Genomic DNA, 20,925 nt, shown 5'->3' on the forward strand with positions numbered 1-20,925 from the left:
GATCGAGATCAGATTCCCATGCAGACAGTGTAGGTCAATGCGTCGTCGATGGTCGCAACCGCATCATCGCCGATGGCATAGCCGGTCTCCAGTGCGGACATCATCGAGCCGGTGGCGGTATTGCCGTCGTCCATGGTGGTGTCGAGTTGCTTGGCGAACTTACCCAGGATGCCTTTGGAACAGATGATATAGGAACCGCGGATAGCCACCGGAGTGCCCGACAGGTCTTTGATCGGCGTTTTGGTGACGTCGGTCGTGCCGCTCTGGATACCTATCGTACCACCCGCCGCATTGACTGGTAGGTAGTCGGCAGAAGCGGTGGCGGTGGCGCCGGGAGCCAAGCCGGCCAGGCGCACATGCTGCCAGAACACAAAGGATTCTGAAGCTACCGTTGTTGCATTCCATGCGCCGTCAATCACGCCATTCCCGGTTGCGCACAATCCTGCAGCTGCCGGAGTGCAGACGGTGCCCGTGTTGGCTGGCGGGAACTGTGCATCCAGTTTTGCCTGTGTCTGGTCGCCCGGCAATGCCTTGAATTTATCCTGGTAGCCGTAGATGAACACCGGGATGTTCTTGAAGTCGGCAGCCAGATTCTTGACCTTGGCGCTATTGATCAACTCTTGGCCTTTCAACACGCCGCCGAGCAGCAGACCGATGATCACCAGCACGATGGCGATCTCGATCAAGGTAAAACCTGATTGTTTGTGTTTCATTATGCTAGTCTCCTGTTTGTGAATATTGCGCAGTAAACACAGCAATAGCTGTGCCAAGTTTTTCGAGGTGGCGTTGGATAGGGTCGTTTTTTCGGTTGGAATTAGGTTAAATCATTTAACTTACAATTGGTTATATTTTTATCAATATGGTTTATCGAGAGTCGCCCAATGACCTTTTTAATTCAATGTGCAACTTTGAGTCGGGCCGATTGTGACGGATTGCTGACGGGCTCCTGACGAAATGCTGACACTTAAAGGGGGGCTGCGCCTGCAGACCGGACGCTGGCTGTTGCTGGCGATGCTGGCGTCGTTGCATGGCGCGATGCTGTTTGGTGTGGACAGCACCTGGGTGCATCCGATCTTTCTCGCGCACCTCGGCGTCATGCTGATCTGGCAACCGTTATGGCGTGGCGAACGCGAAGTCGGGCGCAGCGGGTTTGCCTTCATCATCATGGCGGCAGCAGTAGTCATGTTCTGGCTGAACTGGTGGGTGGTCGCGTTCTGGTTGACCGGATTGTTCGGTCTGGTTGGCGGACGGGTGCTTGCGTTCCGCACATACTGGGGGCGGTTGCTCAATCTTTCCGTGATGGCTTATCTGCTTGCGGTGCTGTTGCTGTGGGTCGTGCCGCACCTGTTCGGGGTGCAGTCCACCATCGAAGTCGGGCGCATCCTGATGTGGTACATGCTGCCCGTGCTGCTGGTCAGCATCGCTGTGTTGCCGGTCAGCGAAGAACCGGTCGAGACCGCGCAGACCATCGACTTCATCTACAGCCTGTTGTTGTTCATGTTGCTGGCGCTGGTGGTGCTTGGCAGCCTGGCTTTCATGACGCTGGGCGCAACGGATTATCTGGAGGCATTGTTACGCACGCTATTCCTGTTGGGGATGATCCTGTTGGCGCTGGGCGGCCTGTGGAATCCGCGCTTCGGATTCAGCGGTCTGCAGGTGATGTTCTCGCGCTACCTGCTGAATGTCGGCACCCCTTTCGAGAGCTGGCTGGCACGATTGGCCGAAGCGGCGCAAAACGAGCCCGATGCGACCAGTTACCTGACACGCGCCACCGCTCTGCTGGGCGACCTGCCCTGGCTGTCTGGCCTGTCATGGCGGACTCCGGGCAGGGCGGAACAGTCGGGCCAGTTCAGCGAACATGCCGTGACGGTGCAGGAGGGCGATTTGCACCTGACCCTGTATGCCAGGCAATCGCTTAACCCGACCGTGCTGCTGCATATCCAGTTGCTGGCGCAGTTGATCGGCTACTTCTATCAGGCCAAGCAGCGCGAACAGAGCCTGCGCGACATCACGCGGTTGCAGACCGTATACGAGACGGGCGCGCGGCTGACCCACGACCTGAAGAACATGCTGCAGTCGCTGCTTTCGCTCACTGCCATCGCACAAAGCAGCGAACAGCGTGCCCAGCAGCTCCTGCAACAGCAATTGCCGCTGCTTGCGCGGCGCATCGAACTGGTGCTGGAAAAACTCCAGCAATCGCAGCCGGAAAGTGCCGATGCGCCCCTGCTGTCGCTGGCGGCCTGGTGGGATATGTTGCGGACGCGCAACCAGCACCAGCAGATCCGCTGGGTCGCGCCGCGCACTTTTCCGGACGGCGAAATACCCGCCGTCATGTTCGATTGCGTGCTGGACAACCTGCTCGACAATGCGCTGAGCAAGCGTCAATCCAGTCCCGATATCCATATCACGGTCGAAATGCACGCCATGCCGCTACGTATCACGGTCTGCGACAGTGGCGAGCCGGTGCCGCAAGCCATCGCCGCAAATCTGTTGCGCAGCGTCGTTGCTTCCAGGAACGGGCTGGGGGTGGGCTTATACCAGGCGGCACGTTGGGCCGAACAACTCGGCTACCATCTGGCGTTGACCAGCAACCAGCGCGGCAAAGTGTGCTTCGAGTTGCGCGGATAAATGGGGCTTCGGCACATAAACTACACAGCAGTCAGCTTTTCAGGCGACACATGTCCAACACCCGAAATCATTGCTTTAAGGATGCACGGATCAAGTTGTCATTCCCGCGCAGGCCGGAATCCAGTCAATTATTGAGATTCCCGGAATTGGCGACAATGTGCAGAACGCGCCATTCCGTCATTCCGGCGCAGGCCGGAATCCAGTCAATTATTGAGATTCCTGAGAATTGGCGACAACGTGCAGAACGCGCCATTCCGTCATTCCCGCGCAGGCCGGAATCCAGTCAATTATTGAGATTCCCGGAATTGGCGACAACGTGCAGAACGCGCCATTCCGTCATTCCCGCGCAGGCGGGAATCCAGCGAGACAAATACTCCGCGAAGCGGACAATACTTTGGTTCTGTCCCGCTACGCGGGGGATTATTTAACCAACTGGATTCCGGCCTGCGCCGGAATGACAGTCACTGAAGATATCTGTGCGGTAAAATCCCCGCATGCAAAACGAACTTAAGGAATCGTAAACGTGAAACCTGGCAGAAACGACCCATGTCCCTGCGGCAGCGGGAAAAAATACAAGCACTGCTGCTCGAACCTATCCTTAGCCGGCGGGCCGTCCTCCGCCCGCAACGCAGGACGGGTACCGGACATAGCCAGCGCGCCGACCGCGAACGAGCAGAATCAATTGATCGCGCTGTACCAGTCGGGGCGCTATGCGGAACTGGAGCATCAGGCGGGCCTGCTTGTCCGGCGCCACCCCGGTTCCGGGTTTGGCTGGAAGATATTGAGCGCGGCTTTGTCTTCGCAAGGCAAGGATGCGTTGCATGCCTATCAACGAGCGGCGGAGTTGTTGCCCCAGGATGCCAAAGTGTTGAATAACCTGGGTGACTTGCTGGCGAAGCGCGGGCGTCATGAGGAAGCTGCCGTTCGTTTTGGTCAGGCGATATCGCTTCAAGCTGATTATGCAGATGCATTGCAAAATTTGGGAGTGACGCTCGTCCAATTGAACAGAGTTGCGGAAGCTGAAGCTTGTTTTAGAAAGGTGCTTGAGACCAATAAGGATTGCGTGGAGGCGCGTTATTTTCTCGCCCAAAGCAAAAAGGTTCAGCCTGATGATGAAAACCATAAGGCGCTTGTCGAGATCGGACAGCGCGTGGCGAACAAGACATTGGCGCTTTCCGAACCCGATCTGCTTCATTTGAATTTTGCGCTCGGCAAAGGCTATGACGATATGGCGTGTACCGACCAGGCTTTTTCCCATTTCGCGGAAGGGGCAAAGCTTAAACGACGTTCACTCCAATATGATTCACATGTCGAGTCACATAACGTGGACGAATTGATCCGGATTTTTGACGAGGCAAGGTTGGCGGGCTTGCGGGGCGGCGGCAACCCCTCGGAGACGCCGGTTTTTATCGTGGGGATGCCGCGATCCGGCACGACCTTGACGGAGCATATCATCGCGAGCCATCCGGCTGTATATGGGGCGGGGGAGTTGCCGGATATGCATACGATTGCCCGGAGAGGCATATCGGGCGTGATATATCCGGGCAGCTTGCGGTTATTGAACCGGGAAAGACTTGGGCAATGGGCGGATGAGTACTTGACGGCTTTGACTGCTCATAGCCCGGACTCGAGACGTATAACCGATAAGTTGCCGGCCAATTATATGCTTATTGGGTTGATTCATCTAATGTTTCCCAATGCAAAAATCATCCATGTCAATCGCAATCCCGTGGATACCTGTTTCTCTTGTTTTACCAATCTGTTTGCCAATGATCACGTACCTTGGTCGTATGACTTTGACGAGTTGGGCGCCTATTACGTTGGCTACGCGCGCCTGATGGCGCACTGGCGGAAGGTGTTGCCCAAAGAGGCCTTTTTGGATGTGTACTATGAAGACATCGTGCAAAATCGTGAGGCCGAGGCGAAACGGATGATCGAATACTGCGGATTGGAATGGAACGATGCCTGCCTCGAATCACATAAACAGGCGCGTCCTGTAAGAACGGCTAGTTTCCTTCAAGTCCGGCGACCTGTTTATACTTCATCCGTAGAACGCTGGCGGCGCTATGAGAAACATCTGGGGCCGTTGCTGGACGTGCTGGGGGACTTGGCCCCGACTAGTAGTGATAGCGGCATTGCACGATAACGATGACTTCATCGGCGATCTTGTAAACCAGCCGGTGCTCATTGGTAATGCGGCGCGACCAGTACCCGGATAACTCGTGTTTCAGCGGCTCCGGTTTGCCCAATCCGTTAAACGGTGTTTCTTGAATGCTTTCGATTAGTCGGTTGATGCGCTGGAGAATTTTGCCATTCGTTTTATGCCACCACAGATAATCCTCCCATGCTTCGTCCGCCCAGTGGGTTTTCATTTGAGCAGCGCCCGCTCTTTCACCTTGCCGCTGTTTATGGCCGCAACTGCGTCGCTCAAACGCTTTGCGTTGGCGGGGGTGCGCAACAGGTACGCGGTTTCTTCCCACGCATTGAAATCTTCCAATGACATCAGTACCGCCGCCGCACCGTTCTGGCGCGTGATAATGATCGGCTCGTGATTTTCATTCACCTGATCCATGGTTTTTGCAAGACTATTGCGCGCGTTAGTGTAAGTGATGGCATCCATAAATCTCTGTCCTTATTTGTGTACATGTTGGCATCGTAGCATAATTTTCCCCACTCCCCACTCCCCACTCCCCACTCCCCACTCCCCCGCTTTAGCCTTGTTGCAAAAAAACCACACTTCCCCGTTAAACTTTTGACAGGCCGTCGCTCGCTTGGATAAAGTCCGCACCCAGTGAAAGGGGGAGGTTTCGCCGATCGCTAGTTTTTCAAAGTAACTTAAGCTTAATTAACTTTTCTCAAAAGGAAATATCACAATGAAGAAAATCGTTCTCTCTATCGCTGGCGTAATGGCTGCTACGGCATTCGCACCGGAAGCGTCCGCTATCCCGGCATTTGCCCGTCAAACCGGCATGGCTTGCTCCGCTTGCCACCAGCAACACTACCCGATCCTGAACGGCTTCGGTCAGGCTTTCAAGGCCGCCGGCTACACCATGATGGGCGCGCAGGAAAAAGTGGAAGGCGAACACCTGTCCATTCCTAACACCCTGAACGCAGCTCTGCTGTTGAAGGCTCGTTACCAGAAGACCAACGGCGCTGACGCTCCCGCTACGGTTTCCGGTACCACCACCAATGGCGGCCAGTGGCAGATCCCTGACGAGTTCAGCCTGTTCTTCGGCGGCCGCGTTGCAGAAAACATCGGCTTCATGATGGAAAACAACGTGGTTGGCGGCCCTCTGGGCGGTATCGTGGCCGGCTTCAAGATGCCTGTCGTGTTTGACATGGGCGGCGCCAAGCTGTCCGTCATCCCGTTCCTGACCGACGCTCTGGGCGTGGCTTACGGCTACGACGAGTCCAGCACCGGTATGGTTCGTGGCATCCGCTGGATGGAACACCGCAGGGAAATCTCCGCGATGCAATTCGTGGGTAACGGCGCAGGCGCAGCTACCGGTCTGGCATTCGTGGCCAAGGGCGACATGGGCTACATCAACGTGACCCGTTTTGCACCTGACTTCGCGGCTGCTGCCGGCGCAACCTCGCCACAACTGCGTTCCACCTTCGTGCGTGTCGCTGCAACTCCGACCGTTTCCGACTGGGCGATGCACATCGGCGCAGCCTTCACCAGCGGCCAAAGCTATCTAGGCGCAGCATTGGCTACCGTAACAACTCTGGTTGACACCAAGGCGACTTCTCTGGACTTCCAAGCGTTCGGCCAAGTCGGCGGCAAGGATCTGGGCGTGTACGCAACCTGGGCTACCGCTCCGGCTGTCGCCCTAGTGGTTGGTGGCACCGCAGGTAACGTGTACGGTGGCGGTGTTAACAGGACCTCCGCATGGACCATCGGCGCTGACTACAGCGTGATCCCGCACATTCTGCACATCGGTGCTGCGTACCGCAATGCTGAAACCGGTACCGGTGGCTTGCTGGGTGTGGCTGGTCAGGCTGACAAGGACAACGCTTTCACCCTGTCTGCCGTGTATGACCTGACCCAGAACGTGGCATTGCACCTGAACCACTCGATGTACAGCGGTTCCGCTTACAGCATCGGCGGTTCCAAGGACCAGACTGTTGTCGGCAACACCGGCGACCAGTTGACCACGTTCTTGCTGGAAGCTGCATTCTAAGTTAGCCCGAGTAGGATGGGTGGAGCGCAAGCGATACCCGTCACACAAAAGCTGATGTAGTACAAGCAGGGGAGACTTCGGTCTCCCCTGTTTTTTTGCGCTTGTTTTTTCTGCTACACTGCCCCGTCGATAATTATGAGGTGTGCCATGAAATCGCTATTTATCAGGGCAGAGTGGGATGAGGAAGCGAACGTTTGGGTCGCGACCAGCGACGATGTTCCGGGATTGGTTGCAGAGGCTGAAACATCGGAAGCGTTACTCGCCAAATTGCATGTTCTGATTCCGGAATTGCTAGAGGCCAATGGCTATCCCGACGGTGATGAGATGCCGTTCGAGTTGTTTACCCGCCGTTTTGAAGTGGCTCATCGCCAAGCCGCCTGATGGAAAGTTATACCGCACAGCTTAAAACATTGTTGTTAGAAGCTGGCTGCCGGTTTGAAAGACAAGGAAGGGGTGACCATGAAATCTGGTTCAGTCCAATAACGATGGTTCGCTTTCCAGTCGACAGTAAGATCAAATCGAGGTATACCGCGAATGCCGTGCTGAAACAGGCTGGTTTGCCGAAAAAATTCTAAGATCGCACTGAACGAGTTGGCGAATCGAATGATGGACTGGGGTATAGCGGATATCCATCACACAAAAGCTGATGCAATACGAAGAAGGGAGATTTCGGTCACCCCTGTTTTTTGCACCCGATTTTGTGCCGTGCAGTGTTGCTGTGGTAAGCTGTGCGCCGTTTCAAACCTTACGCAGAATGACCTGCCGTCCCCATGTTGCCCGTTTCTCCTTCCTGCCTGGCCAACGAATTGATCCGTCCGGAAATCCTTGCTTTGCATGCTTACCACGTGCCGGACAGCAGCGGTTATATCAAGCTGGACGCGATGGAGAATCCCTACCTGATTCCGCAGCCGTTGCGCGACGAGATCGCGGCGCTGGTGGCGGAGGCGGCCATCAACCGCTATCCCGACCCTAACCCGGCCTCGCTGAAGGCGAGGATACGCGGCCTGCTGGACTTGCCGGACGGTATGGAAGTGCTGCTCGGCAACGGTTCGGACGAGTTGATCCAGTTGCTGGCGCTGGCGCTGAACAAGCCGGGCGCGACGTTGTTGAGCGTGGAACCGTCGTTCGTGATGTACCGGATGATCGCGACGTTCACCGGGATGCGTTATGTCGGTGTACCGCTGGCAGAGGATTTCTCGCTGGATCTGCCGGCGACGCTGGCGGCCATCGAACGGGAGAAGCCGGCGCTGGTGTTTCTGGCCTTCCCGAACAATCCCACCGGCAACCTGTTTGCCGCGGACGAGGTGCGGCAGATCATTGCGGCTGCGCCGGGACTGGTGGTGGTGGACGAGGCGTATTACGCCTTTGCCAGTGACAGCTTCATCACGCATCTGTCGAGCTATCCCAACCTGCTGGTGATGCGCACTTTTTCCAAACTGGGCATGGCCGGATTGCGTCTCGGCTTTCTGGCCGGAAGCGCGGCCTGGCTGGAACATCTGGAAAAGCTGCGCTTGCCGTATAATGTTGGCGTGTTGCCGCAGTTGGTCGCGGGGAAATTGCTGGAACACCATGCGGTGTTGCAGCGGCAGGCGGAACAGATCAAGCTGGATCGCGCGGCGCTGTTACAGCAATTGCGCGATATGGAGGGCGTGCAGACCTATCCCAGCGAAGCGAATTTTCTGCTGTTCCGCGTGGCGAGGGCTGCCGAAGTGTTCGATGGCCTGAAGCAGCGCGGTGTACTGATCAAGAATTTGCATGGCGCGCATCCGATGCTGAAGGATTGCTTGCGCGTGACAGTGGGTACACCGGAAGAAAACGAGCGGTTCATGGCTGCCTTGAGAGAATGTGTGCGGACAAGGTAAGCAAGTTTCGGCGGAGACCGACCTTCAGGTCATGTCGGAGCCAAAACGAGCGGTTCATGGCTGCCTTGAGAGAATGTGTGCGGACAAGGTAAGCAAGTTTCGGCGGAGACCGAACTTCAGGTCATGTCGGAGCCAAAACGAGCGGTTCATGGCTGCCTTGAGAGAATGTGTGCGGACAAGGTAAGCAAGTTTCGGCGGAGACCGACCAGGAACTTAATGAGATAACGAAGACCGTGTAGGAGCGCAACTTGTTGCGCGATCGTATCGAACTACCATCGCGCAACAAGTTGCGCTCCTGCGGGTGAATCAGGATTTGATAAGGGAATAACATGCGTAGCGCAAAAATTTCACGCAACACCCTGGAAACCCAGATCACCGTCGAACTGGATCTGGACGGTAGTGGCAAGGCGGTATTCGATACCGGCCTGCCGTTCCTCGATCACATGTTAGACCAGATCGCCCGCCATGGCTTGGTGGACATCGGCATTCACGCCAAGGGCGACCTGCACATCGACGCGCATCACACCGTGGAAGACATCGGCATTACGCTGGGCCAGGCGTTCAATCAGGCGGTCGGCGACAAGAAGGGCCTGCGCCGCTACGGCCATGCCTATGTGCCGCTGGACGAGTCGCTGTCGCGCGTGGTGCTGGATATCTCCGGTCGCCCAGGGCTGGTGTTCAACTGCGGATTCGTGCGCGACAGCATCGGCGAATTCGATGTGGATCTGATCAATGAATTCTTCCAGGGGTTCGTCAATCATGCGCTGGTGACGTTGCATATCGATAACCTGGCGGGTAACAATGCGCACCATCAGGCAGAAACCATTTTCAAGGCGTTCGGCCGCGCATTGCGCATGGCGCTGGAACTCGATCCGCGCATGGCCGGTGTGACGCCCTCCACAAAAGGTTCGTTGTAAACCACTATGGTCGATATTGCGGTAGTCGATTACGGGATGGGCAATCTGCGTTCGGTCGAACAGGCTTTGCGCAGCGTGGCGCCTGCTGCGGAGGTTGTCGTAACGGATGACGCGCAAGTGGTTTCCGGAGCCGGCCGCGTCGTGTTCCCGGGACAGGGGGCGATGCCGGACTGCATGCGCGAACTGGATGCCCGTGGCCTGCGTGATGCGGTGCTGGAAGCCGCTCACAGCAAGCCTTTCCTCGGGATTTGCATCGGCCTGCAGATGCTCTTCGAGCACAGCGCCGAAGGCAATGTGCGCGGGTTGGCTGTGTTGCCGGGTGAAGTGGTGCGTTTTGCCGGCAACATGCACGATGCGCAGGGCGGCAAGCTCAAGGTGCCGCACATGGGCTGGAACCGCGTGCACAGGGTCGAACATCCCGCATTTCCGCAAGGAGATGCGACGGTTGCCCCCTCGCCCTCCGGGAGAGGGAACACTCTTGAGCACCCGTTGTGGAACGGCATCGCCCAGGATGAGCGTTTCTATTTCGTGCACAGTTATTACGTGCGGCCGCAGGATGACGCGATCATCCAGGCCACCAGCGATTACCCGTCGCCGTTCGTGTGCGCGGTGGCGCGGGAAAACCTGTTCGCGGTGCAGTTCCACCCGGAAAAAAGCCAAGCAGCAGGGCTGAAACTGCTGCAGAATTTCACCCAATGGATCCCTTAGATATTTTCAAGTACTGCCATGTTGATTATTCCTGCGATTGATTTGAAAGACGGTCAGTGTGTGCGCCTCAAACAGGGCGTGATGGAGGGTGCGACAGTGTTTTCGGAAGACCCTGCCGCGACCGCAGTGCATTGGCTGGAGCAAGGCGCGCGCCGTTTGCATCTGGTTGACCTGAATGGCGCGTTTGCCGGAAAACCGAAGAATGAGGCCGCTGTGCGCAGCATCATCGAGGCTGTGGGCATGGATATCCCGGTGCAACTCGGCGGTGGTATCCGCGACCTCGAGACGATCGAACGTTATCTCGACCTTGGCATCACGTATGTCATCATCGGCACGGCCGCGGTGAAAGTGCCCGGTTTCCTGCATGAGGCCTGCGATGCATTCCCCGGCCATATCATGGTGGGGCTGGACGCCAAAGGGGGCAAAGTGGCGGTGGATGGCTGGTCGAAGTTGACCGGCCACGACGTGGCCGATCTTGCCCAGCGTTTCGAGGGCTATGGGGTGGAAGCGATCATTTACACCGACATCGGACGCGACGGCATGATGACCGGCGTCAACATCGAAGCGACTGTCGAGTTGGCGCAACCGTTGCGCGTGCCGGTGATCGCCAGTGGCGGTATCACCAATCTGGACGACGTGCACGCGTTGTGCGCGGTGCAGTCCGAAGGCATTAGCGGTGCGATCACCGGTCGCGCCATCTACGAGGGTACGTTGGATTTCCGCGAGGCTCAGGCGCTGGCGGACGAGCTGACCTCCAAGCCCTGATGCTCGCCAAACGTATCATTCCCTGCATGGATGTGACCGCCGGTCGCGTGGTCAAGGGGGTCAGTTTCGTCGAATTGCGTGATGCGGGCGATCCGGTGGAGATCGCGCGCCGCTACGACGAGCAGGGGGCGGACGAGTTGACCTTCCTCGACATTACGGCAAGTTCGGATGATCGCAGCATCATTTTCCATATCATCGAAGAGGTGGCTTCCCAGGTGTTCATCCCGCTGACGGTCGGCGGTGGCGTGCGCGAGGTACGGGATGTGCGCAACCTGCTCAATGCGGGGGCGGATAAGGTCAGCATCAATACATCCGCCGTGCTGAACCCGCAACTGGTGGCGGACGCATCCGGTCGTTACGGTTCGCAGTGCATCGTGGTCGCCATCGACGCCAAGCAGGTCGGGCCGGGCAAGTGGGAGGTGTTCACCCACGGTGGCCGCAAACCCACCGGGCTGGATGCGGTGGAGTGGGCGCGGAAGATGCAGATGCTGGGTGCGGGCGAGATCCTGCTGACCAGCATGGATCAGGATGGGCAGAAAAAGGGGTTCGATCTGGCGCTCACTCGTGCGGTGACCGATGCGCTGGAGATTCCCGTGATCGCCAGCGGCGGCGTGGGCAACCTGCAACATCTGGCCGATGGTGTGACAAAAGGTGGCGCCGATGCGGTTCTGGCGGCCAGCATCTTCCACTTCGGCGAATATACGGTGCAGCAGGCGAAGGCGTTCATGGCGGGCCAAGGCATCGAGGTGCGGTTATGAAAAACCTCCGCGCAGCTACTGCGCTTGGTGATACGTTGTCGAAGCCCGGCTCGAAATCCTCATGTATTGGCGTCGCTCCGGTTCCTCGCCGGCCTTCTGCTGGTCTCACCTGCGCTCGTGACGCTGCATGGAGGGTTTTATGAGCGACGCATGGTTGGGTAAAGTCAATTGGTCTGCGGACGGACTGGTGCCTGCCATCGCACAGGATGCGGCGAGCGGTCGCTTGCTGATGGTGGCCTGGATGGACCGTGAGGCGCTCAAGCGTACTGTCGAGACCGGTGAGGCGATATACTGGTCCCGCTCACGCAGGAAGTTGTGGCACAAGGGCGAGGAATCCGGCCATGTGCAGAAGGTGAAGGAGATCCGCCTCGATTGCGACGCCGACGTGATCCTGCTGCAAGTGGAACAGCAAGGCGGCATCGCCTGCCATACCGGGCGCGAGAGCTGCTTCTACAGCAAGCTGGAAAAGGGTGAGTGGGTAGAGGTTGACGCGATTCTGAAGTCGCCGGACGAGATCTACAAGAAATGATTTTTCCCGCAAAAGCGGGAAGGGCAAAAAATGGACAACGAGATATTGCAAAAGCTGACCGAGACACTGGAAGCGCGCAAGGGCGCAGCGCCGGAGTCTTCCTACGTCGCAAAGTTGTACGCCAAGGGCGATGATGCCGTTCTCAAGAAGGTGATCGAGGAGGCGGGCGAGGTGCTGCTGGCGGCCAAGGACGGCGACAAACAGCATCTGGTGTACGAAGTGGCGGACCTGTGGTTCCACACGCTGGTGCTGCTGGCGCACAATGGGTTGAGTGTGGCAGATGTGCTCAATGAACTGGCGCGCCGCGAGGGCGTGTCGGGCATCACCGAAAAGGAGAGCCGGAAGTGAGCGATAACTGCCTGTTCTGCAAGATCGCGCGTGGCGAGATCCCCAGCCGCAAGGTGTACGAGGACGAGGACGTTTTTGCCTTCCACGACATCAACCCGGTCGCGCCGGTGCATTTCATGCTGGTGCCAAAAATGCACTTGCACTCATTGCAGGATGCAGAGGCGCAGCACACTATCCTGCTCGGCAAGATGCTTTTGCTGGCATCGAAACTGGCGCAGGAACAGGGGTTGGATAACGGTTTCCGTACCGTGATCAATACGGGCAAGGGCGGCGGACAGGAAATATTCCATCTGCATGTCCATGTCATCGGGGGTGGCAATATCCCGCCCATGGTCAAACGCAGTTAATTCCAAGGGGGATATCATGGGCGCATTGAGTATTTGGCATTGGTTGATCGTGTTGCTGGTGGTCGTGCTGGTGTTCGGCACCAAGAAGCTGCGCAACATCGGCAGTGACCTGGGCGGTGCGGTGCGCGGCTTCAAGGAGGGCATGAAGAGTGATGAGGATGCCGACAAGCGCGAGACCAAGGTCATCGAAGGCGAAGTGAAGGATAAGTGACGCGATGTTCGACATCGCGTTCTCCGAGTTGGTGGTCATTTCGCTGGTGGCGCTGATCGTCGTCGGGCCGGAGCGACTGCCGAAAGTCGCGCGCGTTGCGGGACAGTTATGGGGGCGGGTGCAACGCTACGTTTCCACGGTCAAGAACGATATTTCCAGAGAGATGGACCTGGAAGAAGCCAAAAAGATGCGGGACAGGTTTGCCGGTCAGGTGGGTGAAATCGAGAACGAGCTCAAATCCGCGAAACTGACACTGGAGCAACAAGTCCTGCAGGCGCAATACAAACAGGCTCGGACGGAAGAGCAGGTGCCGGAGCAGGGTTCCGATCATTCGAACGTCCAGTCTGATTCATCGAGATGAGCCAGAAAGGAACGCTGATTTTCCACCTGGTCGAGCTTCGGTCACGGTTGCTGAATGCGGCCATCGCGATCGTTCTGGCCTTTATCTGTCTCTTCCCGTGGGCTTCGGATATCTATTCGTTGCTGGCACAGCCGTTGCTGGCAAAATTGCCACTGGGCGGGCAGATGATCGCTACGGATGTGACCACGCCGTTCTTCGTACCAGTGAAGATGACGATGCTGGTCGCCTTCCTGCTTGCCCTGCCTTACGTGCTGTTCCAGTTGTGGCGCTTCGTTGCGCCAGGGCTGTATGCGCATGAGAAGCGTCTGGTGCTGCCCTTGATCATGGCCAGCACGATATTGTTCTATTGTGGCATGTCCTTCGCCTATTTCGTGGTGTTCCCGGTCGTGTTCGGGTTCGTTACGGCGGTCGCTCCCGAGGGAGTGGCGGTCATGACGGACATTGACAAATACTTCAGTTTTGCAATCGGTATGTTCCTTGCCTTCGGGACGTCTTTCCAGGTCCCGGTCGCGGTGGTGGTGTTGGTACGAATGGGCGTGGTTCGCGTCGAGAAATTGCGGGAAGCACGCCCATATGTCTTTGTAGGCGCATTCGTTGTCGGTGCGATATTCACGCCGCCTGATGTGGTGTCGCAACTGTTGTTGGCCATTCCGCTGTGGCTGCTGTACGAAGCGGGAATCCTGGTTGCCGCATGGCTGGGCAACGGCGGCAACACCAGGGTGGCGTAAGGCGGATGCGGCTCATTCTGCCGCTTCGGGCGGGTTGCTTACTGCACTTTCGGGCGCTTGCCGATCTTTACTTGTAAAACCTGCTCGGTGCCGTCGCGCAACAGTTTCACCATGACCACTTTGCCGGGTGCCAGGTTGGCGACGGTTTCCAGCATGGAACTCCAGTCATTTACCGGCTTGCCGTCGATCTCGACCAGAATGTCGCCGGTTTTCACTCCGGCGTGTTCCGCCGGGCTGTTGCGAATTATTTCAGTAATCAACACACCTCTGGTGTTGCCGAGTTTGAAGGATTCGGCCAATTCCGGGGTCAGTTCCTGCACGCCTGCACCAATCCAGCCACGTGTTACCGAGCCGTGCTGAATGATCTGTTCCATGGTTTTTTTCGCCGTACTGGTGGGAATGGCAAAGCCGATGCCGAGCGAGCCGCCATTCGGCGAGTAGATCGCACTGTTGATGCCGATCAGATCGCCATTGGTGTCCACCAGCGCGCCGCCGGAATTGCCGGGGTTGATTGCGGCATCGGTCTGGATGAAGCTTTCAAAAGTGCTTAGCCCCAGGTGGTCGCGCTTGAGCGCGCTGATGATGCCCATGGTGACCGTTTGCCCAACGCCGAACGGATTGCCGATGGCAAGCACCATGTCGCCTACGTGCGCTTTTTCCGGATGGCCAAAGGTGATGGCAGGAAGCATTTCGGGCAATTCGATCTTGATTACGGCGAGATCGGTTTCCGGGTCGGAACCAACGACACGCGCCTTGGCTTTTCGCCCGTCGGCCAGCGCGACTTCGATCTGGTCGGCGGCTTCCACCACGTGGTGGTTGGTAAGGATGTAACCGTCCGGACTGACGATTACGCCCGAGCCCAGGCTGGAATTGTCTTGCGGCTCGCTTTCGCCCGGATCGCCGAAGAAGAACCGGAAGCGCGGATCGTCCATGAAGGGATTAACCGGCGCTTTGATAATGGTGCTGGTAAAAATGTTGACCACTGCCGGCATGGCTTTTTGTGCGGCCGCGCTCAAGCCCATGGTTGCTGGTTTGTCGTCGGGGAGCGTGGTGGGGACGCTTTCATAAAGGGTGACGACCCCGCTACGAGCTGCGTTCGGCAATAGTTCCGGCTTGAGCGCATGGACGACGAACAGCAATGCCAACGCGATGGTGACGGTTTGGGTAAACAAAAGCCAGTGTTTGCGCATGGTATGATGAACCCGCCTGTTTCGATTGATGAAAGGGACTCATGCTGCTTAACGAACTGCGCGATTATAACGCAAGCCTGCTGGAAACCGGGCTGTTCAAGGATTACTGCCCGAACGGCGTGCAGGTGGAGGGGCGCCCGGAAGTGCGGCGTATCGCCACCGGCGTTACCGCTTCGCAACAGGTGCTCGACGAGGCGATCGCGTGGGGTGCGGATGCGATCCTGGTGCATCACGGTTATTTCTGGCGCAATGAGGATGCCACGATAATCGGCATCAAGAAGCGGCGCATTGCCCAGTTGTTGCGCAACGATGTGAGCCTGCTGGCCTACCATTTGCCTCTGGATGCGCACCCCGGGTTCGGCAACAACGCGCAACTCGGCAAGTTGCTGGGGCTGGTAGAACAGGGCAGGTTCGGTGAACAGGACGTCGCTTGCCTGGGGATTCTTGAGCATCCGTTGAAGTTGGCGCAATTTGCCCGACAGATCGAGATGGAGTTGCGGCGGACGCCTCAGGTTATTGGGGACATGTCGGGTGTTGTGCAAAAGATAGCGTGGTGCAGCGGCGGGGCCCAGAATTATTTTGAAGCGGCAATCGCTCAGGGGGCAGACGTTTACATCACCGGTGAGATTTCTGAGCCGGTATTCCATCTGGCACATGAGAACGGAGTGGCCTTCATTGCTGCCGGGCACCATGCGACCGAGCGTCTGGGTATCCAGGCGCTGGGTGAACATTTGGCGCGACAATTCAACCTGGAACACTGTTTTTTTGATCAGTCCAACCCAGTCTGATTGATTGTGCCGGATGTTGCAATAACAGGGCGTGTTGCGTAGTATGTTGCTCGGATGTTTGCATTCCTGTGTGGTTCTCAAGACTTGGCTGGGTTGACTCGTGGCCTTGTCTTGTACAGCGATTCTGGGGATATGCACGGGGACATCGGCTTGTTGTTGTCGGGGGGGGCAGCGCCATTCCGCTGCGTTAGGAATAATTTTGTATGGCGGCCATGAATTTGAATCCATCTCGGATTCTGGTGGCAGGACACTAAGGGGGGCGATAAAAATGAAAATCGGGATGTTGTTGAGCGGGGTGGTTTTGGCTGCACTTTCATTTAATGCGATGGGGGAAGTGGGGACCAACATGCCTGAGCGGGAAGCCATGAAAGTTTTAAGGGGTGGAGATGTCAGCTTCAAGAATGATGTCCAGCCGATTATTCATGATTACTGTCTGAACTGCCATAAGCCCGGAGGCAGGGGTTATAACAAGAGCGGATTGGATCTGAGTTCCTACGAAACACTGATGAAAGGCACCAAATTCGGCCCGGTTGTTATTCCGGGTAACAGTGAAACCAGCACCTTTACAAAATTGCTGACAGGCACCAACAAGGGGTTGAAGATGCCTGCCGGGTTGAATGGGGCTGGAACGCTTGACCGTCAGTACATCTTGATCCTGAGAAAATGGGTCAAACAAGGCGCCAAAAACAATTGACCAATTGTTTGTGGGAATTGTTTTAGTTATGTAGTATTCGACTCGCAGTTGGCATCGGGTTCGTTGGGGGGGCGAACCTTGTTGCTTGCATGGATTGCTGATCTATGAACAAGCAATGCCTATTCATCTTCCATTAATAAAAGAAATTTTCGGGTCGCCGACAGGTCGCGCCCGATTGAATAATTAACGCGTTAACAGAAGGGATGAGGGAAATGACTGATAATGTGGATCGTAGCAAGCGGCGACTGCTGATCGCCGCCACGACGGCCGCGGGCGGCGTCGCAGCGGCGGGGGCCGGAGCGCCGTTCGTTTTGAGCTTGATGCCGAGCGAGCGAGCCAAGGCGGCTGGTGCGCCGGTTGAGGTGGATATTGGCGCTATAGAGCCTGGCACGATGATCAATGTCGAATGGCAGGGCAAGCCTGTCTGGATTTTGCGTCGTACCCAGGAAATGCTCGATCTGCTGGCCAAGCACGATGACGAGTTAGCCGACCCGACTTCAGAAGTGCCCCAACAACCGGATTACTGCAACAATTCTACCCGTTCGATCAAGCCGGAAGTTCTGGTCGTGTTGGGCGTCTGTACTCACCTTGGTTGCTCGCCGACCTTCCGTCCGGAGGTGGCGCCGGCAGATTTGGGCGCTAATTGGGCCGGTGGCTGGTTCTGTCCGTGCCATGGCTCACGCTTCGATTTGGCCGCGCGCGTATTCAAGGGAGTGCCGGCACCGACCAACCTGATTATTCCGCCGCATAAGTATCTGAGCGATACTCGCCTGCTGATCGGCGACGATAGCAAGGGGGATGCATGATGAACCTACTCAATAAATTGATTGGCTGGATTGATGATCGTTTTCCGCTTATGGCGCTCTGGAAAGAGCACGTTTCGGAATACTATGCTCCGAAGAACTTCAACTTCTGGTACTTTTTTGGATCGTTGGCCTTGCTGGTGCTGGTAATCCAGATTCTTTCCGGCATCTTCCTGACCATGAACTACAAGCCCGATGCGTTATTCGCCTTCGCTTCGGTCGAGTACATTATGCGTGATGTGCAATGGGGTTGGTTGCTGCGTTACATCCATTCGACCGGCGCTTCGATGTTCTTCGTGGTGATCTATCTGCATATGTTCCGCGGACTGATGTACGGTTCATACCGCAAACCGCGTGAATTGCTGTGGATCATCGGCATGATCATCTATCTGGCGCTGATGGGCGAAGCCTTCATGGGTTATTTGCTACCGTGGGGTCAAATGTCGTTCTGGGGTGCGCAGGTGATTGTGAATCTGTTCTCTTCGGTTCCTTTCATCGGCCCTGATCTGGCTATCCTGATCCGTGGTGATTTTGTCGTCTCCGACATCACGCTGAACAGATTCTTCGCGCTGCATGTGATTGCGATTCCGTTGGTCCTGGTGTTGATCGTGGGCGCGCATCTGATCGCGCTGCATGAGGTCGGTTCCAATAATCCGGACGGTATCGAGATCAAGAAGCACAAAGATGCAAATGGCAAACCGCTGGATGGAATCCCGTTCCATCCGTACTACACCGTCAAGGACGGCGTCGGCGTGCTCGGCTTCCTGATCATTTTCTGCGCCATCGTGTTCTTCGCGCCGGATATGGGCGGTTATTTCCTGGAGTACAACAACTTTGTACCGGCCAATCCGATGAAGACGCCAGAGCACATCGCTCCGGTGTGGTACTTCACTCCGTACTATGCGATTCTGCGCGCGGTGCCCCCGCTGTTCGGTTCTCAGTTCCCGGGTGTGGTGGCGATGGGCGTGGCGACGGTGGCGTTCTTCTTCCTGCCTTGGCTGGATCGCGGCAAGGTCAAGTCCATCCGTTATCGCGGCCCACTCTATAAGGGTTTTCTGGCGGCATTCGTCGTGAGTTTCGTGGGTCTGGGTTATCTGGGATTGATGCCGGCAACCGAGATTTACACGCTGATCTCGCGCATCCTGTCGGTCGTGTACTTCGCATTCTTCATCCTGATGCCTTGGTACACCAAGATCGACAAGACCAAACCCGAACCTGACCGTGTCACGTTCAAATAATCGAGAGAGGTTTGCTGACATGAATGCAATCAAGAAACTATGTATGCTGGCACTGCTGATGGCTGTGCCGGCAATGGCGATCGCCAGCGGTGCTGGCGTTCATCTGGACAAGGCGCCTGTCAACCTTCAGGACCCGGCTTCGTTACAGCGCGGTGTGAAACTGTTCACCTCAAGATGCCTTGCCTGTCACAGCGCGGCTTCCATGCGTTACAACCGCCTGGCGGATATCGGCATGAGCGAGGAGCAGATCAAGAAGGAGTTGGAACTTCCTGAGGATGTGAAAGTCGGGTCAACGATGCAGGCTGCGATGGATGCAAACTCGGCAAAGCTGGCATATGGCGTTGTGCCACCTGACCTGAGCGTGATTGCGCGTTCGCGCAGTGCAGACTGGCTGTACACCTACATGCGCAGTTTCTATGTGGATTCTGCTCGCGCAAGTGGATGGAATAATGTGACCTTCCCCAATGTCGGCATGCCGTTCGTTCTGGCTGATTTGCAGGGTGAACAAGTGTTGGGCTCAGAGGGGCATGAAGGTCATGAAATGAAGAAACTGGTGCTGCAAACCCCAGGCTCCATGACCGCTGCCGAGTACGATAGCGCGATGGGCGATCTGGTCAATTATCTGGTCTTCATGAGTGAGCCTGCGAAGATGGTTCGTCATCAGATTGGTTATATTGTGCTGGCCTTCCTGTTCGTGCTTTTTGTATTGGTCTTAGCTCTGAAAAAGGAGTTGTGGAAGGATATCCACTGATGCAAGGTTGAAGCGCACGGTTCATTTGTGGTAATTTTTCGACTACTCGGTCGAGTGCCATCTGGCGGAGTCAAGGGCTCCGCCTTTTGGTTTTTTATGCAGTATTATTAATTGCGGGTTGTTCTTATGATGCGACTTTATTCGGGCACCACCTGCCCATATTCACACCGTTGCCGTATTGTATTGTTCGAAAAGGGCATGGACTTCGAAATCATCGATGTCGACCTGATGAACAAGTCAGAAGATGTGGCGACGATCAACCCTTATGGCAAAGTTCCGGTGCTGGTCGAGCGCGATCTGGTTTTGTATGAAGCCAACATCATCAATGAGTATATTGATGAGCGTTTCCCGCATCCGCAACTGATGCCTCCCGATCCCGTCATGCGCGGTCGCGCGCGTTTGTTCCTGCATCGTTTCGAGCAGGAACTGTATAGCCATGTGGAGATTCTGGAGCAGGGCGGCAAGACCGCAGACAGGGCGCGCGCCGCAATCCGCGACAACCTGACCCAACTTGCTCAGATACTGTCCAAGCAGAAATTCCTGCTGGGCGATGAATTTTCCATGCTGGATGTAGCGATCGCTCCGTTGTTGTGGCGTCTTGACCATTACGGCATCCAGATGGGCAAGGATGCCGTGCCGCTGATGAAATATGCGGAGCGGCTGTTTTCACGCCAGGGATTTATCGACGCCTTGACTCCCTCCGAAAGAGCGATGCGCAAGTGAGCGAATTATCCACGCGGCCTTACCTGATTCGTGCGATTTACGACTGGTGTGTGGATAGCGCGCTGACTCCTTATCTTGCTGTTCGCGTCAATGACCAAACAGAAGTTCCGACAGCGTATGTGAAAGACGGAGAGATCGTCCTGAATATCGGCGCGGGCGCGGTGCGTAATCTGGAGATGGGCAACGAGGTCATTACCTGCAATGGGCGTTTCGGCGGCGTGCCGTTCAACCTGATGGTGCCGGTCGAGGCGGTGATAGGAATTTTTGCCAAGGAAACCGGGCAGGGGCTGGTGTTCCAGCCGGGTGATCAGCCGGTGCCCCCCGGTTCGGACAGTGGTGAGCCGCCGTCCAAGCCGGTTCCGCACAAACCCCATCTGAAGATCGTAAAGTAAAAA

General features: G+C 56.5%; 27 protein-coding genes. 23 read left to right on the forward strand and 4 right to left on the reverse strand.

Annotated elements, in window-relative coordinates; all coding sequences use genetic code 11:
- Positions 1-8: 8 nt before the first annotated feature.
- Positions 9-713 (reverse strand): prepilin-type N-terminal cleavage/methylation domain-containing protein, encoded by a 705-nt coding sequence (locus IPM27_09815; protein MBK9161839.1) that lies wholly within the window; start codon positions 711-713, stop codon positions 9-11.
- A 241-nt stretch (positions 714-954) separates the two neighbouring features.
- Between IPM27_09815 and IPM27_09820 the strand changes: the two genes are divergently transcribed.
- Positions 955-2,628, forward strand: coding sequence for a HAMP domain-containing histidine kinase (locus IPM27_09820; protein ID MBK9161840.1), 1,674 nt, complete (start codon positions 955-957; stop codon positions 2,626-2,628).
- Positions 2,629-3,151: 523 nt separating this feature from the next.
- Positions 3,152-4,774, forward strand: coding sequence for a sulfotransferase (locus IPM27_09825; GenBank protein MBK9161841.1), 1,623 nt, complete (start codon positions 3,152-3,154; stop codon positions 4,772-4,774).
- Here IPM27_09825 and IPM27_09830 read toward each other — a convergent pair.
- Together IPM27_09830 and IPM27_09835 are read right to left on the reverse strand one after the other, a co-directional pair.
- Positions 4,746-5,000 carry a Txe/YoeB family addiction module toxin gene (locus IPM27_09830; GenBank protein ID MBK9161842.1) on the reverse strand — a complete coding sequence of 85 codons (255 nt, stop codon included), beginning with the start codon at positions 4,998-5,000 and terminating at the stop codon, positions 4,746-4,748. The two genes, IPM27_09825 and IPM27_09830, sit on opposite strands and share 29 nt — an antisense overlap.
- Positions 4,997-5,248 carry a type II toxin-antitoxin system prevent-host-death family antitoxin gene (locus IPM27_09835; protein MBK9161843.1) on the reverse strand — a complete coding sequence of 84 codons (252 nt, stop codon included), beginning with the start codon at positions 5,246-5,248 and terminating at the stop codon, positions 4,997-4,999. Before IPM27_09835 ends, IPM27_09830 begins: the two co-directional genes overlap by 4 nt.
- A 253-nt stretch (positions 5,249-5,501) precedes the next feature.
- Here IPM27_09835 and IPM27_09840 point away from each other — a divergent pair, with 253 nt between their 5' ends.
- From IPM27_09840 to tatC, 14 genes are all read left to right on the forward strand, one after another.
- On the forward strand, positions 5,502-6,809 hold the full coding sequence (locus IPM27_09840) for a hypothetical protein (GenBank protein ID MBK9161844.1): 1,308 nt from the start codon (positions 5,502-5,504) through the stop codon (positions 6,807-6,809).
- Between the two features lie 147 nt (positions 6,810-6,956).
- Positions 6,957-7,190: a DUF1902 domain-containing protein gene (locus tag IPM27_09845; GenBank protein ID MBK9161845.1), complete on the forward strand. Its 234-nt coding sequence runs from the start codon at positions 6,957-6,959 to the stop codon at positions 7,188-7,190.
- Positions 7,190-7,384: a type II toxin-antitoxin system HicA family toxin gene (locus IPM27_09850; GenBank protein MBK9161846.1), complete on the forward strand. Its 195-nt coding sequence runs from the start codon at positions 7,190-7,192 to the stop codon at positions 7,382-7,384. The genes IPM27_09845 and IPM27_09850 overlap by 1 nt, the downstream gene beginning before the upstream one ends.
- A 195-nt stretch (positions 7,385-7,579) precedes the next feature.
- Positions 7,580-8,671: a histidinol-phosphate transaminase gene (locus IPM27_09855; GenBank protein ID MBK9161847.1), complete on the forward strand. Its 1,092-nt coding sequence runs from the start codon at positions 7,580-7,582 to the stop codon at positions 8,669-8,671.
- Between the two features lie 329 nt (positions 8,672-9,000).
- Positions 9,001-9,588, forward strand: a complete 588-nt coding sequence (gene hisB / locus IPM27_09860; GenBank protein MBK9161848.1) for an imidazoleglycerol-phosphate dehydratase HisB — start codon at positions 9,001-9,003, stop codon at positions 9,586-9,588.
- 6 nt (positions 9,589-9,594) lie between these two features.
- Entirely contained in the window at positions 9,595-10,296 is a 702-nt protein-coding gene (gene hisH / locus IPM27_09865) for an imidazole glycerol phosphate synthase subunit HisH (protein ID MBK9161849.1), read from the forward strand.
- 18 nt (positions 10,297-10,314) lie between these two features.
- The gene (hisA, locus tag IPM27_09870) at positions 10,315-11,061 is read left to right on the forward strand and encodes a 1-(5-phosphoribosyl)-5-[(5-phosphoribosylamino)methylideneamino]imidazole-4-carboxamide isomerase (protein ID MBK9161850.1); all 747 of its coding nucleotides are present in this window, start codon (positions 10,315-10,317) and stop codon (positions 11,059-11,061) included.
- On the forward strand, positions 11,061-11,819 hold the full coding sequence (hisF, locus tag IPM27_09875; protein MBK9161851.1) for an imidazole glycerol phosphate synthase subunit HisF: 759 nt from the start codon (positions 11,061-11,063) through the stop codon (positions 11,817-11,819). The genes hisA and hisF overlap by 1 nt, the downstream gene beginning before the upstream one ends.
- 139 nt (positions 11,820-11,958) lie before the next feature.
- A complete protein-coding gene (gene hisI, locus IPM27_09880; protein ID MBK9161852.1) occupies positions 11,959-12,348 on the forward strand; it encodes a phosphoribosyl-AMP cyclohydrolase in 390 nt (129 codons plus the stop codon).
- A gap of 30 nt (positions 12,349-12,378) precedes the next feature.
- Positions 12,379-12,696, forward strand: coding sequence for a phosphoribosyl-ATP diphosphatase (locus tag IPM27_09885; GenBank protein MBK9161853.1), 318 nt, complete (start codon positions 12,379-12,381; stop codon positions 12,694-12,696).
- On the forward strand, positions 12,693-13,043 hold the full coding sequence (locus IPM27_09890) for a histidine triad nucleotide-binding protein (protein MBK9161854.1): 351 nt from the start codon (positions 12,693-12,695) through the stop codon (positions 13,041-13,043). The genes IPM27_09885 and IPM27_09890 overlap by 4 nt, the downstream gene beginning before the upstream one ends.
- A gap of 16 nt (positions 13,044-13,059) precedes the next feature.
- Complete coding sequence (tatA, locus tag IPM27_09895) at positions 13,060-13,254, forward strand: Sec-independent protein translocase subunit TatA (protein MBK9161855.1); 195 nt, start codon at positions 13,060-13,062, stop codon at positions 13,252-13,254.
- A gap of 4 nt (positions 13,255-13,258) precedes the next feature.
- Entirely contained in the window at positions 13,259-13,615 is a 357-nt protein-coding gene (gene tatB, locus IPM27_09900) for a twin-arginine translocase subunit TatB (GenBank protein MBK9161856.1), read from the forward strand.
- Positions 13,612-14,343 (forward strand): twin-arginine translocase subunit TatC, encoded by a 732-nt coding sequence (gene tatC, locus IPM27_09905; GenBank protein ID MBK9161857.1) that lies wholly within the window; start codon positions 13,612-13,614, stop codon positions 14,341-14,343. The genes tatB and tatC overlap by 4 nt, the downstream gene beginning before the upstream one ends.
- A gap of 38 nt (positions 14,344-14,381) precedes the next feature.
- Here tatC and IPM27_09910 read toward each other — a convergent pair whose 3' ends face one another.
- Entirely contained in the window at positions 14,382-15,533 is a 1,152-nt protein-coding gene (locus IPM27_09910) for a Do family serine endopeptidase (protein ID MBK9161858.1), read from the reverse strand.
- Positions 15,534-15,574: 41 nt separating this feature from the next.
- On the opposite strand from IPM27_09910, the gene IPM27_09915 reads away from it, so the two are divergent.
- From IPM27_09915 to IPM27_09945, 7 genes are all read left to right on the forward strand, one after another.
- A complete protein-coding gene (locus tag IPM27_09915) occupies positions 15,575-16,321 on the forward strand; it encodes a Nif3-like dinuclear metal center hexameric protein (GenBank protein MBK9161859.1) in 747 nt (248 codons plus the stop codon).
- A gap of 268 nt (positions 16,322-16,589) precedes the next feature.
- Positions 16,590-17,015, forward strand: coding sequence for a hypothetical protein (locus tag IPM27_09920; GenBank protein ID MBK9161860.1), 426 nt, complete (start codon positions 16,590-16,592; stop codon positions 17,013-17,015).
- 203 nt (positions 17,016-17,218) lie between these two features.
- Complete coding sequence (gene petA, locus IPM27_09925) at positions 17,219-17,821, forward strand: ubiquinol-cytochrome c reductase iron-sulfur subunit (protein ID MBK9161861.1); 603 nt, start codon at positions 17,219-17,221, stop codon at positions 17,819-17,821.
- Positions 17,821-19,056: a cytochrome bc complex cytochrome b subunit gene (locus IPM27_09930; protein ID MBK9161862.1), complete on the forward strand. Its 1,236-nt coding sequence runs from the start codon at positions 17,821-17,823 to the stop codon at positions 19,054-19,056. The genes petA and IPM27_09930 overlap by 1 nt, the downstream gene beginning before the upstream one ends.
- Before the next feature lie 19 nt (positions 19,057-19,075).
- Complete coding sequence (locus IPM27_09935) at positions 19,076-19,807, forward strand: cytochrome c1 (protein ID MBK9161863.1); 732 nt, start codon at positions 19,076-19,078, stop codon at positions 19,805-19,807.
- A 126-nt stretch (positions 19,808-19,933) separates the two neighbouring features.
- Complete coding sequence (locus tag IPM27_09940; GenBank protein ID MBK9161864.1) at positions 19,934-20,530, forward strand: glutathione S-transferase N-terminal domain-containing protein; 597 nt, start codon at positions 19,934-19,936, stop codon at positions 20,528-20,530.
- A complete protein-coding gene (locus tag IPM27_09945; GenBank protein MBK9161865.1) occupies positions 20,527-20,922 on the forward strand; it encodes a ClpXP protease specificity-enhancing factor in 396 nt (131 codons plus the stop codon). The genes IPM27_09940 and IPM27_09945 overlap by 4 nt, the downstream gene beginning before the upstream one ends.
- The last annotated feature ends 3 nt before the right edge of the window (positions 20,923-20,925 follow it).

The sequence above is a fragment of the Nitrosomonadales bacterium genome (assembly GCA_016716325.1).
In the GTDB taxonomy this organism is placed as follows: Bacteria; Pseudomonadota; Gammaproteobacteria; order Burkholderiales; family Gallionellaceae; genus Gallionella.

What these genes read in the sequence shown, in the direction of transcription:
- hisH (MBK9161849.1), top strand. Translation starts at nt 9,595, where the DNA reads ATGGTCGATATTGCGGTAGTCGATTACGGGATGGGCAATCTGCGTTCG.
- IPM27_09885 (MBK9161853.1), top strand. Translation starts at nt 12,379, where the DNA reads ATGGACAACGAGATATTGCAAAAGCTGACCGAGACACTGGAAGCGCGC.
- IPM27_09820 (MBK9161840.1), top strand. Translation starts at nt 955, where the DNA reads ATGCTGACACTTAAAGGGGGGCTGCGCCTGCAGACCGGACGCTGGCTG.
- tatC (MBK9161857.1), top strand. Translation starts at nt 13,612, where the DNA reads ATGAGCCAGAAAGGAACGCTGATTTTCCACCTGGTCGAGCTTCGGTCA.
- IPM27_09830 (MBK9161842.1), bottom strand. Translation starts at nt 5,000, where the DNA reads ATGAAAACCCACTGGGCGGACGAAGCATGGGAGGATTATCTGTGGTGG.
- hisB (MBK9161848.1), top strand. Translation starts at nt 9,001, where the DNA reads ATGCGTAGCGCAAAAATTTCACGCAACACCCTGGAAACCCAGATCACC.
- IPM27_09835 (MBK9161843.1), bottom strand. Translation starts at nt 5,248, where the DNA reads ATGGATGCCATCACTTACACTAACGCGCGCAATAGTCTTGCAAAAACC.
- hisI (MBK9161852.1), top strand. Translation starts at nt 11,959, where the DNA reads ATGAGCGACGCATGGTTGGGTAAAGTCAATTGGTCTGCGGACGGACTG.
- IPM27_09935 (MBK9161863.1), top strand. Translation starts at nt 19,076, where the DNA reads ATGAATGCAATCAAGAAACTATGTATGCTGGCACTGCTGATGGCTGTG.
- IPM27_09930 (MBK9161862.1), top strand. Translation starts at nt 17,821, where the DNA reads ATGAACCTACTCAATAAATTGATTGGCTGGATTGATGATCGTTTTCCG.
- IPM27_09840 (MBK9161844.1), top strand. Translation starts at nt 5,502, where the DNA reads ATGAAGAAAATCGTTCTCTCTATCGCTGGCGTAATGGCTGCTACGGCA.
- IPM27_09855 (MBK9161847.1), top strand. Translation starts at nt 7,580, where the DNA reads ATGTTGCCCGTTTCTCCTTCCTGCCTGGCCAACGAATTGATCCGTCCG.
- tatB (MBK9161856.1), top strand. Translation starts at nt 13,259, where the DNA reads ATGTTCGACATCGCGTTCTCCGAGTTGGTGGTCATTTCGCTGGTGGCG.
- IPM27_09940 (MBK9161864.1), top strand. Translation starts at nt 19,934, where the DNA reads ATGATGCGACTTTATTCGGGCACCACCTGCCCATATTCACACCGTTGC.
- IPM27_09910 (MBK9161858.1), bottom strand. Translation starts at nt 15,533, where the DNA reads ATGCGCAAACACTGGCTTTTGTTTACCCAAACCGTCACCATCGCGTTG.
- IPM27_09815 (MBK9161839.1), bottom strand. Translation starts at nt 713, where the DNA reads ATGAAACACAAACAATCAGGTTTTACCTTGATCGAGATCGCCATCGTG.
- tatA (MBK9161855.1), top strand. Translation starts at nt 13,060, where the DNA reads ATGGGCGCATTGAGTATTTGGCATTGGTTGATCGTGTTGCTGGTGGTC.
- hisF (MBK9161851.1), top strand. Translation starts at nt 11,061, where the DNA reads ATGCTCGCCAAACGTATCATTCCCTGCATGGATGTGACCGCCGGTCGC.
- IPM27_09915 (MBK9161859.1), top strand. Translation starts at nt 15,575, where the DNA reads ATGCTGCTTAACGAACTGCGCGATTATAACGCAAGCCTGCTGGAAACC.
- IPM27_09920 (MBK9161860.1), top strand. Translation starts at nt 16,590, where the DNA reads ATGAAAATCGGGATGTTGTTGAGCGGGGTGGTTTTGGCTGCACTTTCA.
- IPM27_09850 (MBK9161846.1), top strand. Translation starts at nt 7,190, where the DNA reads ATGGAAAGTTATACCGCACAGCTTAAAACATTGTTGTTAGAAGCTGGC.
- hisA (MBK9161850.1), top strand. Translation starts at nt 10,315, where the DNA reads ATGTTGATTATTCCTGCGATTGATTTGAAAGACGGTCAGTGTGTGCGC.
- petA (MBK9161861.1), top strand. Translation starts at nt 17,219, where the DNA reads ATGAGGGAAATGACTGATAATGTGGATCGTAGCAAGCGGCGACTGCTG.
- IPM27_09845 (MBK9161845.1), top strand. Translation starts at nt 6,957, where the DNA reads ATGAAATCGCTATTTATCAGGGCAGAGTGGGATGAGGAAGCGAACGTT.